18 protein-coding genes and 2 pseudogenes are annotated in these 12,502 nt (G+C 31.8%); 5 read left to right on the forward strand and 15 right to left on the reverse strand.

Features of this window, described 5'->3' with window-relative positions; all coding sequences use genetic code 11:
- Positions 1 to 57: 57 nt before the first annotated feature.
- Positions 58 to 2,475 carry an outer membrane beta-barrel family protein gene (locus tag HUE53_RS01515; protein ID WP_077225672.1) on the forward strand — a complete coding sequence of 806 codons (2,418 nt, stop codon included), beginning with the start codon at positions 58 to 60 and terminating at the stop codon, positions 2,473 to 2,475.
- A 344-nt stretch (positions 2,476 to 2,819) separates the two neighbouring features.
- Here the strand turns inward: HUE53_RS01515 and HUE53_RS01520 are convergent.
- Positions 2,820 to 2,940: pseudogene (locus HUE53_RS01520) on the reverse strand (transposase); the annotation flags it as partial.
- 105 nt (positions 2,941 to 3,045) lie between these two features.
- Here HUE53_RS01520 and HUE53_RS01525 point away from each other — a divergent pair.
- Both HUE53_RS01525 and HUE53_RS01530 read left to right on the forward strand, forming a co-directional pair.
- Positions 3,046 to 3,918: an Rpn family recombination-promoting nuclease/putative transposase gene (locus tag HUE53_RS01525; RefSeq protein WP_192188633.1), complete on the forward strand. Its 873-nt coding sequence runs from the start codon at positions 3,046 to 3,048 to the stop codon at positions 3,916 to 3,918.
- Between the two features lie 438 nt (positions 3,919 to 4,356).
- Complete coding sequence (locus tag HUE53_RS01530; protein WP_192188634.1) at positions 4,357 to 5,265, forward strand: Rpn family recombination-promoting nuclease/putative transposase; 909 nt, start codon at positions 4,357 to 4,359, stop codon at positions 5,263 to 5,265.
- A gap of 762 nt (positions 5,266 to 6,027) precedes the next feature.
- On the opposite strand, the gene HUE53_RS01535 is transcribed toward HUE53_RS01530, so the two are convergent.
- Positions 6,028 to 7,194, reverse strand: a complete 1,167-nt coding sequence (locus HUE53_RS01535) for a tyrosine-type recombinase/integrase (RefSeq protein ID WP_192188635.1) — start codon at positions 7,192 to 7,194, stop codon at positions 6,028 to 6,030.
- A 156-nt stretch (positions 7,195 to 7,350) separates the two neighbouring features.
- On the opposite strand from HUE53_RS01535, the gene HUE53_RS01540 reads away from it, so the two are divergent.
- A complete protein-coding gene (locus tag HUE53_RS01540) occupies positions 7,351 to 7,578 on the forward strand; it encodes a hypothetical protein (protein ID WP_192188636.1) in 228 nt (75 codons plus the stop codon).
- A gap of 137 nt (positions 7,579 to 7,715) precedes the next feature.
- On the opposite strand, the gene HUE53_RS01545 is transcribed toward HUE53_RS01540, so the two are convergent.
- On the reverse strand, positions 7,716 to 7,919 hold the full coding sequence (locus tag HUE53_RS01545; protein WP_192188637.1) for a hypothetical protein: 204 nt from the start codon (positions 7,917 to 7,919) through the stop codon (positions 7,716 to 7,718).
- Between the two features lies 1 nt (position 7,920).
- Between HUE53_RS01545 and HUE53_RS01550 the strand changes: the two genes are divergently transcribed.
- On the forward strand, positions 7,921 to 8,148 hold the full coding sequence (locus HUE53_RS01550; RefSeq protein ID WP_192188638.1) for a hypothetical protein: 228 nt from the start codon (positions 7,921 to 7,923) through the stop codon (positions 8,146 to 8,148).
- A gap of 225 nt (positions 8,149 to 8,373) precedes the next feature.
- Here HUE53_RS01550 and HUE53_RS01555 read toward each other — a convergent pair.
- From HUE53_RS01555 to HUE53_RS01605, 12 genes and pseudogenes are all read right to left on the reverse strand, one after another.
- Positions 8,374 to 8,688, reverse strand: a pseudogene (locus tag HUE53_RS01555) (transposase); the annotation flags it as partial.
- Positions 8,685 to 9,029, reverse strand: coding sequence for an integrase core domain-containing protein (locus HUE53_RS01560; RefSeq protein WP_192188639.1), 345 nt, complete (start codon positions 9,027 to 9,029; stop codon positions 8,685 to 8,687). The gene HUE53_RS01560 and the pseudogene HUE53_RS01555, both read right to left, overlap by 4 nt.
- Before the next feature lie 3 nt (positions 9,030 to 9,032).
- Entirely contained in the window at positions 9,033 to 9,599 is a 567-nt protein-coding gene (locus HUE53_RS01565; protein ID WP_192188640.1) for a DDE-type integrase/transposase/recombinase, read from the reverse strand.
- Positions 9,599 to 9,865 (reverse strand): transposase, encoded by a 267-nt coding sequence (locus HUE53_RS01570; RefSeq protein ID WP_192188641.1) that lies wholly within the window; start codon positions 9,863 to 9,865, stop codon positions 9,599 to 9,601. Before HUE53_RS01570 ends, HUE53_RS01565 begins: the two co-directional genes overlap by 1 nt.
- Before the next feature lie 52 nt (positions 9,866 to 9,917).
- Entirely contained in the window at positions 9,918 to 10,154 is a 237-nt protein-coding gene (locus tag HUE53_RS01575) for a hypothetical protein (RefSeq protein WP_107317216.1), read from the reverse strand.
- Entirely contained in the window at positions 10,154 to 10,285 is a 132-nt protein-coding gene (locus tag HUE53_RS14390) for a hypothetical protein (protein ID WP_262891111.1), read from the reverse strand. Before HUE53_RS14390 ends, HUE53_RS01575 begins: the two co-directional genes overlap by 1 nt.
- A 227-nt stretch (positions 10,286 to 10,512) precedes the next feature.
- Positions 10,513 to 10,755: a hypothetical protein gene (locus tag HUE53_RS01580; RefSeq protein ID WP_192188642.1), complete on the reverse strand. Its 243-nt coding sequence runs from the start codon at positions 10,753 to 10,755 to the stop codon at positions 10,513 to 10,515.
- Positions 10,756 to 10,910: 155 nt separating this feature from the next.
- Positions 10,911 to 11,177, reverse strand: coding sequence for a hypothetical protein (locus HUE53_RS01585; RefSeq protein ID WP_192188643.1), 267 nt, complete (start codon positions 11,175 to 11,177; stop codon positions 10,911 to 10,913).
- Positions 11,177 to 11,443: a hypothetical protein gene (locus HUE53_RS01590; protein WP_192188644.1), complete on the reverse strand. Its 267-nt coding sequence runs from the start codon at positions 11,441 to 11,443 to the stop codon at positions 11,177 to 11,179. The genes HUE53_RS01585 and HUE53_RS01590 overlap by 1 nt, the downstream gene beginning before the upstream one ends.
- A gap of 78 nt (positions 11,444 to 11,521) precedes the next feature.
- A complete protein-coding gene (locus tag HUE53_RS01595) occupies positions 11,522 to 11,977 on the reverse strand; it encodes a hypothetical protein (protein ID WP_192188645.1) in 456 nt (151 codons plus the stop codon).
- Positions 11,943 to 12,188 (reverse strand): hypothetical protein, encoded by a 246-nt coding sequence (locus tag HUE53_RS01600; RefSeq protein ID WP_192188646.1) that lies wholly within the window; start codon positions 12,186 to 12,188, stop codon positions 11,943 to 11,945. Before HUE53_RS01600 ends, HUE53_RS01595 begins: the two co-directional genes overlap by 35 nt.
- Entirely contained in the window at positions 12,188 to 12,454 is a 267-nt protein-coding gene (locus HUE53_RS01605) for a hypothetical protein (RefSeq protein WP_138424714.1), read from the reverse strand. The genes HUE53_RS01600 and HUE53_RS01605 overlap by 1 nt, the downstream gene beginning before the upstream one ends.
- Positions 12,455 to 12,502: the final 48 nt, after the last annotated feature.

Below are 12,502 nucleotides of genomic sequence, written 5' to 3' on the forward strand. Positions count from 1 at the left end.
GATATCACTTTTACTTTAAATTGTTTCAATCATCATCAATCAAAATTATCAATCAAAATGAAAAGAAAAGCAATTTTAGTTTGCTTACTAGCTGCTATGGCCTGTATGCAAGCACAAACTCCAGTAGTTTCTACTAGTAATAATAACACGATTAATGCAAATACTACGGGATCTTTATCGGGTAAAATAATCGACAAAAAAAACAATTCTCCTCTCCCTTATGTTTCTGTAACAATAAAAAGCGAAGGAAAAACAATAGCTGGAGCTATTACAAAGGACAATGGATTATTTACTATTACCAATCTCCCTCTTAAAAATCTAGTCCTAGAGATTATTTATATGGGGTATAAAAAATACATTAATACGATAATACTAACCCCAGAGAATAAAAACATCAATCTAAAAAACATTGTATTAGAAGAGGAATCGAAACAATTAAATGAAGTAAGCATTACAAAAGAAAAATCATCAATTGAACAAAAAATTGACAGAAAAGTAATTACAATTGGCAAAGATTTACAAACAGCAGGTGCTACCGCTGCTGAATTAATGAATAACATTCCTACCGTAAGTGTTGATGTACAAAATAATACCGTGAGTTTAAGAGGAAATGAAAATGTTAAAATTTTCATTGATGGTAAACCCTCTAATCTTTCTGCTGCTCAAGCCTTACAACAAATACCCTCTACTGCTATAAAACAAATTGAACTGATTACCAATCCATCTGCAAAATACAATCCTGAAGGAATGAGTGGTATTATAAACATTATACTCAACAAAAACTCAAATTTAGGTTTTAACGGAACTATAACTACAGCTGTTAGTTTTGCTATTAAACCTAAATTTAATGGTTCTATAGATTTAAACTACCGGGTTAATAAATTTAATTTCTATACTACTTATTCCTTAAATCATGGAAAAAACACAAATTACGGTCTTATAAATTGGAACAAATACAATAGTACAAAAGATTATGATCTTGCTATTGATGTGGTTCATTTCCGAAAAAATAATTTTACTAAAATAGGAACTGATTTTTATATTAATGATAAAAATACACTTTCATTTTATTCTATTCAAAATTTTGACAACCCAGCCGTTGAATTTAAAAACGGTATCCATTATTTAGATAGTAATCTTAAAGATTTACAAACACAAGAAGCTAATGGTTTAGAAAGAAATCAGACCTATAATCTTGCTTACAAACACAAATTTGATAAGGAAAATAAAACACTAGATATTGAGTTAAATTACAATACAAATGATGATCCCGAAAATAGTCTTTTTAAAGACCTCAATAACAATATCAAATTTACAAACAATGTTCAAAAAAACGGTACAAACTTTATAGGCAATATTGATTTTGTAAATCCTATAAACGAAACTTCTAAAACAGAACTCGGGGTAGAAAGCCGATTAGATGATACCAATAATAAAATTCAGGTTAATTCTGTTTTTGATGCTCATTTTAATTTTAAAAGAAATATTTATTCTGCTTATGGAAATTACAGCAAAGAATTAGGTAAATGGAATTATCAGATAGGTCTTAGATTAGAAAGTTATGAAGCAAAAGGCAGTTTTCAAAAAATAGGAACTACAGACAAAATTTTTTCAGATTACATTTTTACGCTATATCCCTCTACTTTTTTAACGTATAATTCATCCGAAAACAATTCATTTAACCTTAACTATTCTAGAAGAGTTGACAGACCTAATATGGATCAGATTAATGAAATCAGACAATGGAATGGCATTACTATGCAGCAGGTAGGAAACTCTAAATTAAGACCTCAATTTACCAATTCTATTGAATTGAATTACACTCGAAAATTAAAAACAGGATCTTTTACATCAGGTTCCTTTGTACGTTTTATTCAGAACCAAATTAGTCAAATTATTACTACAAATCCTGATGAACCAACAAAACAACAATTAACCTTTACTAATTTTGACCGCAATACAGAATATGGAATTGAATTATCTGGTAACCTAGATTTAAAAAAATGGTGGAGTGTAAACTTTGGTTCTGATAGTTATTTTACTCATTCAACAGGTATTATAGAAAAGAGAGAGGGCAACTTATATACACAAAGCATCAATGCAATTCTATTTAATAGCAGAATAAATCACACTTTTAAACTAACTAAAGACTTTCGCTTAATTTGGTTTACCATGTACAGAGCAGGTCAAAACGGTTTACAATTTTCTAATAAAGATATGTGGAAAACAGACTTAGGTGCTCGATTAAGTTTATTAAATGGAAAAGGATCTTTAAGCATTCGATACAATGACATTTTTAATACAATGAGAGCGCGTTTTTATAGTAACGAACCTGCTCAAATTAACGGAAACTTTAGGTGGGAGAGCCAAACTATAAATATTAATTTCAATTATCGTTTTGGCAGTGGCAAAAATAAAACCCTAGATAGAAAACAAAGAAATCAAGAAGAATCACAAGGAGGAGGATTATTTTAAATTTATACCATTTAAACTTTGAAATTTCCTCATAATACTATTTTTTTAACCTTGAGACTGTCCAAAAAGTTCGCAATCTTGTATTTCGACCAAAGGGAGAAATCACATACTATTGATTATGAGACTCCTCCTTACGTAGGAGTAACAAACTGTATGTTGATTTAGACACTATCCTACAAAAACAATAAAAATTAGTGTTGATTCTCGATGCGCTTCGCGCTCGAACTAATGATGATTTCAATTATATACTCAACCGTTTGTTCGAGTTGTTTTAAAATAAAAAAAACAGATCGAGAATTTCACTTTTTAATCCAGTATATTTTAAGTTTAAATGGTATTACTTATAATTTAGTCTGCAAAGCAGGCAACTTACTGCGTTTCCAGGTACTACTCAAAAATCCGTAATGCTATTTTAAAAAAGTTTCTGGGGAGTATATGCAAGGCAAAACGTCTTGTGCACTCCTCCAAAAAAACGTTGCCTGTAATACCGCCACCGAGAATCCTCCGAAATTTAAGATCAACATCAAAGATTATTTTTTGTAAATTTGACCAAGAAAACAAGTTGAGAATATGAAGGCAAAATACATCAATCCCTTTACCGATTTTGGGTTTAAGAAGATATTTGGGGAAGAAGCCAGTAAAAACCTGCTTATCGACTTCCTCAATGCCTTGTTGCCAGAATATGACCAGATCAAAGAACTTTCTTTTAAAAACACCGAACAACTCGGGCAGACCGACCTCGACAGAAAAGCCATCTACGACATCTATTGCGAAAACGAAAAAGGCGAAAAATTCATCGTAGAACTCCAAAAAGCCAAGCAAAACTACTTCAAAGAAAGAACCATCTATTACTCCACATTTCCCATTAGAGAACAAGCCGAAAAAGGAGAATGGAACTATAATTTGAAAGCGGTTTATTGCGTAGGTGTTTTAGATTTTACTTTCGACGATTACGAAAGCGAACCCGAAAGAAGCGAGGTAGTGCATACCATCAAGCTGAAAAACCAAAACGGAAAAATATTTTACGATAAACTGACCTATATCTACTTGGAAATGCCCAATTTTAACAAACAGGAAATCGACTTAAACTCCCGTTTGGATAAATGGTTGTATTTCATCAAAAACTTGGAAGATTTTCAAAATATTCCCACAATTTTCAAAGACGAAGTATTTACCCAAGCCTTTGAAAAAGCAGAGTTGGCAAATTTTGGGCAATTAGATTTAGACAAATACGAGAGCAGTCTTAAAGTTTACCGAGATCTAAAAGGCGTTATCGACACTGCTTTCGACGATGGAAAGATGGAAGGATTAATTGAAGGAAAGATTGAAGGAAAGATTGAAGGAAAGATTGAAACGGCTAAATCCTTAAAAAAATTAGGTGTTTCAGTAGAAATAATTACGCAGGCAACAGGCTTAACCAAAGAAGAAATCAACAAACTATAATAAGGTGCTACTGCCAACAGCTAAGGTTTCGTTGGGCTCGAAGAGCCAACAATGAATTGTAATCACTGAACACAAAAAAACAAATAAAAAAAAGTGAAGTAAACCCGTGTTGAACGGAACCGCTTACACTTCCGCCCACTATGGGAATATCAAAGTAAAAATTTAAGGATATACAAGAGGCATTTCACGCCTCTTTTTTTTGAAGTCTACTTTAGGTGTTTTTTATAGTGATTTCCTTCACTTATGCCCCCCTACTACTCAAAAATCCGTAATGCTATTTTAAAAAAAGTTTCTGGGGAGTACATGCAAGGCAAAACGCCTTGTGCACTCCTCCAAAAAAACGTTGCCTGTAATACCGCCACCGAGAATCCTCCGAAATTTAAGATCAACATCAAAGATTATTTTTTGTAAATTTGACCAAGAAAACAAGTTGAGAATATGAAGGCAAAATACATCAATCCCTTTACCGATTTTGGGTTTAAGAAGATATTTGGGGAAGAAGCCAGCAAAAACCTGCTTATCGACTTCCTCAATGCCTTGTTGCCAGAATATGACCAGATCAAAGAACTTTCTTTTAAAAACACCGAACAACTCGGGCAGACCGACCTCGACAGAAAAGCCATCTACGATATCTATTGCGAAAACGAAAAAGGCGAAAAATTCATCGTAGAGCTCCAAAAAGCCAAGCAAAACTACTTCAAAGAAAGAACCATCTATTACTCCACATTTCCCATTAGAGAACAAGCCGAAAAAGGAGAATGGAACTATAATTTGAAAGCGGTTTATTGCGTAGGTGTTTTAGATTTTACTTTCGACGATTACGAAAGCGAACCCGAAAGAAGCGAGGTAGTGCATACCATCAAGCTGAAAAACCAAAACGGAAAAGTATTTTACGATAAACTGACCTATATCTACTTGGAAATGCCCAATTTTAACAAACAGGAAAACGAATTAAGCTCCCGTTTGGATAAATGGTTGTATTTTATCAAAAACTTGGAAGATTTTCAAAGTATTCCCACAATTTTCAAGGACGAAGTATTTACCCAAGCCTTTGAAAAAGCAGAATTGGCAAATTTAGGGCAATTGGATTTAGACAAATACGAGAGCAGTCTTAAAGTTTACCGAGATCTAAAAGGCGTTATCGACACTGCTTTCGATGAAGGAAAGATGGAAGGATTAATTGAAGGATTAATTGAAGGAGAAATAAAAGGGAAGATTGAAGGAAAGATTGAAGGAAAGATTGAAGGAAAGATTGAAACGGCTAAATCCTTAAAAAAATTAGGTGTTTCAGTAGAAATAATTACGCAGGCAACAGGCTTAACCAAAGAAGAAATCAACAAACTATAATAAGGTGCTACTGCCAACAGCTAAGGTTTCGTTGCGTGCGGAGCACGAACAATGAATTGTAATCACTGAACAAAAAAAAACAAATAAAAACAAAGTGAAGTAAACTCGTGTTGAACGGAACCGCTTACACTTCCGCCCACTATGGGAATATCGAAGTAAAAATTTAAGGATATACAAGAGGCATTTAACGCCTCTTTTTTTTGAAGTTATTTTATTTTGGTTTTTATACTATTCAAACTTTGAAATTTCCTCATAATACTATTTTTTTAACCTTGAGACTGTCCAAAAAGTTCGCAATCTTGTATTTCGACCAAAGGGAGAAATCACATACTATTGATTATGAGACTCCTCTTTACGTAGGAGTGACAAACTGTATGTTGATTTAGATACTATCCTACAAAAGCAATAAAAATTAGTGTTGGTTCTCGATGCGCTTCGCGCTCGAACGAACGATGATTTCAATTATATACTCAACCGTTTGTTCGAGTTGTTTTTAAAATGAAAAAAAACGTATCGAGAACTTCACTTTTTAATCCAGTATATTTTAAGTTTAAATGGTACAAAACTACCAAGAACTAAATATTTAGATTAGTGTAAGCAATACAATAAATATTCAAAAAAGAGAAAAAAGGAATCAAAACGAGCAAAAACGTTCCAGATAGAATTGTCAGTATTAGCAAAAGTTATATCCGACCAATTCTAAACCACAAAGTAGCAATATATATTAAAAAAATCCAGAAAATTCAAGATTTTCAAATGGTATCACAAAGATAATCCATCTAGAGGACTTTTTATTTTAGAAAGTGTCACATCGGTGACATGCGTGTAAATTTGAGTTGTTTTAAGATTACTATGTCCTAAAAGCTTTTGCAAAAAACGAATATCTGCCCCTCCTTCAATTAAATGCGTAGCATAACTATGTCGCAATCCATGTATTCCAATAGTTTTGGTAATCTTAGCCTTTTTCATAGCACTTTTAAAAACAGCCTGAATACTACGAATCGAATAATTGCCACCGTAAGCCCCTTCAAACAACCATGTCTTAGGACGATATTCTAAATAATAAGCTCGGAGGTCTTCTAAAACCGATTCAGGAAGATTCGTATAACGATCTTTTTTTCCTTTTGCATTTACAATCAAAACCCGCATAGACTGACTATCAATATGTTCTATTTTTAGATTAACAATTTCACCCACGCGTAGTCCCATCCCGTAACATAATTTTAAAATAAGCCGATGCTTTTTATTTTCCAAAACTGAGAATAATTTCACAATTTCATTTTTGGATAACATTTTGGGTAATGTTAAAGGGCTTTTGGGTCTGGGAATATCAAAAAACATTTGCTCGCGATGCAAGACTTTTTCAAAATAAAATTTGATTGCATTAATTTTAGAGTTCATACTTTGCTCCTTAAGTTCATTTTTTTGCAAACAGTACAAAAAGTAATCTTTCAATCTATCTGGTGTTAGAGAATTTACAGAAACGTTCCCCAGTAGTGACAATAATTGCATAAACTCTTGCAGATAGGTACGCTTAGTGTGGGGACTGTAGGCCAGCAAATCTAAATGGTTGCAATATTGAGTTACAGCCAGGCGATTATTTTCTGAAATATGACTAAAAGTTTGCTCTTCCAAAGTTTTAAGAGGTAGTTTTAGCTCCTTACGAACGGTAGCTAAGTCAGGTAAATACCATGCTTTATGTGTACTACTATAACGGGCTGACGGAAAGCGTTCGCGGAGTGCGTCTTTCAAACTAAGCTGATATTTAAACTGAATCCAAATGATGTTTCGACCTTGATGCGTGCCGAATGAAAATTGATATTGTGATACATCCATAACTGCGCATTTTAAATATTTAAATATTATTTTTCGCAATAAAACTATATAAAGATACATAAAATACGCATTTGACATGTCTTTTAAAAGCATTGATTTTAAAGATGTTATCTAGGAGAACCTAGTTTTCTTTGTTTTTCCTTGTAATCATCGCTGAGTTGCGTATATTTGTGTATTAGCTGTAATTGTAAAAAACCAAAGAAAGGTTAAAAATACAGTTAGTGTTTTTCTAAAACTTATATTAGAAAAATGGAAAAAGAAAACCCAAACGAAATCGCAAACAAAATATTAAATCAATACTTTGAAGGAAAATCATTTGGATTTGTAAAAGAAACTTGTGAAAGTATTTTATCAAGTTTTAATGAAAAAATCTTGATAAAAGACGATATTAATAATCACAAAACTACTTTAGATAGTTTGTCAAAACTTCATCAACTTTATCAGGAGACTTTAGGATGTCATACAACAAAGGTTTAATTTTTTCAGCTTCGTCTATTAGGTGATTATGGTATAATTCTAGTTGTTTTTCCGAAAGAGTTAATTTTAAAGCATTAATCTTTGAGGACAATACAATGTTGTTGATTAGAATGTTTGTTTCTGCTGTCATATAAAGGTTATAATTGAATTGTTAAATCTTTTCTTATTAGAAAATAGCTTGTTGCAATAATCTCTTCATTTGATATACCATCTTTACCATTTTTGAGGTATGATTCTAAATCTGAAATTCTAAAAAATCTGCCGTCTATATCGGCGCAGGTAGTGTAAAAAGGTTCATCTTTTACCAAAGACTTAACTAAATAATAATTAAATAAACTCATTATGTATAATTTTAAAATTTTAACTAAACATACGAATTCTTCTGAACATTTAGAAGAAGATTTATCAGAAATTACTTCCTTAAAGAGTGGTAAGATAGATTTTGAAAAACCATGGGAAAGTGAACTTCCCAAGTTAACAAAAGAGGAATGGGAAGTACTTAAAGAAAAAGGCTCACTGGAAAAAACAACTATTGAAATAAAAACGGTTTCAATTAGCAACAACAGCTAACAGCGGTTTTGCAAGATGCGAAACTAAAGGTTTAATTTAAAAATCAGTGTGTACTTGCGGAGGTACAGTAATTAATTAATAATCAGTGCTTTTCGAGTTCCGCACCTCGCAAAGCCACAAAACGTCAGGCTGTGAAAAAACCTCTTTTTTGAATACAATTCATCCCACCAAACTGACATAACTTTGTTTTAAGCAATGCTATTTTTGAACTTATTTTGAGGTGTTTCAAAAAATACAAACGCTAAAAAGAAGTTTAAATAGGTCGTTTTTATCAAAAAAAAAGTCCTTTGTCTTGTAAGGTGAGTTCCAAGCTTTAATTTTTGCTATTAAATCAGGGACTCCAAGGATATTTATGGTACGCTTGATGTTGTACACTAGCATAATCAAGCTATGTTCACCGTTTACTTTTTCAAGTCCTATTAAATTGGTATGATTGTATCCCCACTGGCGTTTGATTGTACCAAAAATGTGTTCGTTTATCTCCTGTCGTTTTCGATATAATTGTGCGTTTTCTTTATAGCGTTTGTAAACTTCCCTCAATTAGCTACATTCAAAACTAAAGAATTCCAATCAATAATTTTAAATTTCTCTTGTTGAAATGTGGGAAACTCTTCGGCGGTTTCAAAGTTGAGTTTCCCATATTTCAACAAGAACCCTATAGGCGTCATATAATTCAGCCCAGAATGAGGTCTTTCATTATTATAAATCCATATCCATGCGTTTACATAATTCTGCATTTGGCGGGTTGATTCAAACATATAACAATCCAATACTTCCTGTCGAAATGTTCTATTAAAACACTCAATCAAACTGTTTTGGGTAGGTTTTCCAGGTTGAATATAGGTTAATTCTATTTGATTATTTTGGCACCAATCCTTCATCTTTTATGCAATAAATTCGGGACCATTATCTACGCGAATTCGCTCTGGTTTACCCCTCCATTGGATTAAATTGTCTAATTCATTAATCACCCTTTGAGCAGGCAAGCTGTTGTTGATAGTAACCATTAATGCTTCCCTATTAAAATCATCTATGACATTAAGAGAACGAATTTTCCTCCCATCTTGTAGCGTATCCTGCATAAAATCAATACTCCATGTGATATTAGGTTGAATTGGTCTGAGTAAAGGCTCCTTTATTCTTGCGGGAATTCTTTTCTTACGCTTACATCTTAAATTTAGCCGCATTTCTGTATAAATCCTATAAACTCGTTTATGATTCCATAGATAATCTAAATTTCTCAAACGGTTATACATCATCCAAAAACCCAAAGTACGATGAGATTCAGCCAATTTTAATAACTCTTCGGAAATTTGAAGGTCGCAATTTTTTCGTTTGGACTTATAATAAAACACAGAAGTACTTATACGAAACAGCTTACACGCCTGACGAAAGCTCATTTTAAATCGCTTCCCAACATAGATAACAAGCTCGCGCTTTTCGGCAGGCATTAAAGCTTTTTTTCGATTACATCTTTTAAAACGGTGTTTTGCAAAGTGAGTTCGGCAACAATTTTTTTATACTGGCTCAATTCTTTTTCAAGCTCTTTTAATTGTTTGAGCTGATTGGGTTCAATGCCAGAATATTTACTTTTCCATTGATAAAAAGTGCGCTGACTTATACCAAATTCACGACAAATTTCATTGACCGTTTTGCCCTTGTCTTGTTCTGAGATAATTTTGATGATTTGTGTCTCAGTAAATTTACTTTTTTTCATATTGCTAAAATTAAAAAATTATACTTTTAATCGTAGCTGTTTTTGGGGAAGCTTACAATTCACTGCTATTATCATCAAAATAAGTGTTTTTTTTGTCTTTAATTATATACCTACTCGATGATCCTCTAAAAATCACCTCTTTTTTAGGTGTGATTTCTAAAGCACAATAACTATATAAATAGTTATATTTATAATCTGGATCGTAATCATACTCTTCAAAGGCATAATACGTGCTTTTGCTACAGGATATTAACACTGTAAAAATGAGTAAAATAATAATTCTTTTCATTATTGTATAGTTTTTAAAACCGAAATACTTTCTCCTTTTTCTTGCATGATGCGCCATTGTTTTTGGGTATAGGATTTGCGTTCAAAATCGGGGTTAATATCCGATGAATTTGCTTTTTGGTAATAATCCATATAGTTGTCTAAGGTTTCTGATTGGGTTTTCCAGTTGGGATAAACGACTAAACCATCAGCCGTTTCTTTTTCTGTTTTTAAAACTTTAAGTTTATTTTCTAGTTCTTCTTTTGTTTGAGAAATTTCCGTTTCTGTACCTTCTTCATGAGCTGTTCTATCTATTCCTAAATAAAACTGATGCTTTTCTTCGGATATTAATGCGCCTTCATTTTTAGGATTTTTTAAGGTTAATACGGTTTATCAACGTGTAATACTTTGCCCCCAAATTTTCTAGGATCTTTAAAATGTGCGTATTTTAATCTTGAACATTGTTCTTTAAATTTATTATAGTCTATCTTTTTTACTTTCACTAAATAAGGTGGAAACCAAGGGATGTTAGCGTATTTAAAACCTATATCTTCTTTAATAAAATTTTTCATCATATTATTATTTAATGCAAAAAGGGTATCCGTTTTAGCATCTCTATACATATAGGATATATATTCTTTATCCCAATTTTTACCATTGTATATATTGTTAATTATAGAGAATCTAAATTTAAATTTTCCAGTATTTATTTGATAATCATCAAGTGAGAAATAATAACAATCAGACTGTCTTCGGCAAAAATGAATCCCATATTCGCCTATAATGGTTGCTTCTTTATCGCTATATATATATATTCACTGCTATTATCATCAAAATAAGTGTTTTTTTTGTCTTTAATTATATACCTACTCGATGATCCTCTAAAAATCACCTCTTTTTTAGGTGTGATTTCTAAAGCACAATAACTATATAAATAGTTATATTTATAATCTGGATCGTAATCATACTCTTCAAAGGCATAATACGTGCTTTTGCCACAGGATATTAACACTGTAAAAATGAGTAAAATAATAATTCTTTTCATTATTGTATAGTTTTTAAAACCGTAATACGTTCTCCTTTTTCTTGCATGATGCGCCATTGTTTTTGGGTATAGGATTTGCGTTCAAAATCGGGGTTAATATCCGATGAATTTGCTTTTTGGTAATAATCCATATAGTTGTCTAAGGTTTCTGATTGGGTTTTCCAGTTAGGATAAACGACTAAACCATCAGCCGTTTCTTTTTCTGTTTTTAAAACTTTAAGTTTATTTTTTAACTCCTCTTTGGTTTCTGTCTGTATTGCACTCAATTCTTGATTTGAATCTAAATAAAACTGATGGTTTTGTTCGGATATTAATGCGCCTTCATTTTTAGGGTTTTTTTAAGGTTAATACGGTTTATCAACGTGTAATACTTTGCCCCCAAATTTTCTAGGATCTTTAAAATGTGCGTATTTTAACCTACGACATTTCCTTTTAAATTTATTATAGTCTATCTTTTTTACTTTCACTAAATAAGGTGGAAACCAAGGGATATTCGCTTTTTTAAAACCTATATCTTCTTTAATAAAATTCTTCATCATATTATTATTTAATGCAAAAAGGGTATCCGTTTTAGCATCTCTATACATATAGGATATATATTCTTTATCCCAATTTTTACCATTGTATATATTGTTAATTATAGAGAATCTAAATTTAAATTTTCTAGTATTTATTTGATAATCATCAAGTGAGAAATAAAAACAATCAGACTGTTTTCGGCAAAAATGAATCCCATATTCGCCTATAATGGTTGCTTCTTTATCGCTATATATATATATATGAACTACTGTTATCATCAAAATAAGTGGTTTTTTTATCTTCAATTACATATCGTCTAGATGATCCTCTAAAAATCACCTCTTTTTTAGGTGTGATTTCTAGGGCGCAATAACTGTATAAATAATCTTTTCCTGAATCAGGGTCGTAATCATACTCTTCAAAGGCATAATACGTGCTTTTGCCACAGGATATTAACACTGTAAAAATGAGTAAAATAATAATTCTTTTCATTATTGTATAGTTTTTAAAACCGTAATACGTTCTCCTTTTTCTTGCATGATGCGCCATTGTTTTTGGGTATAGGATTTGCGTTCAAAATCGGGGTTAATATCCGATGAATTTGCTTTTTGGTAATAATCCATATAGTTGTCTAAGGTTTCTGATTGGGTTTTCCAGTTAGGATAAACGACTAAACCATCAGCCGTTTCTTTTTCTGTTTTTAAAACTTTAAGTTTATTTTTTAACTCCTCTTTGGTTTGCGCTTGTGTTGCACTCAATTCTTGATTTGAACCTAAATAAAACTGATGCTTTTCTTCGGATATTAA

Origin of the sequence: Flavobacterium columnare (genome assembly GCF_014844295.1) — a bacterium.
Classification (GTDB): domain Bacteria; phylum Bacteroidota; class Bacteroidia; order Flavobacteriales; family Flavobacteriaceae; genus Flavobacterium; species Flavobacterium columnare.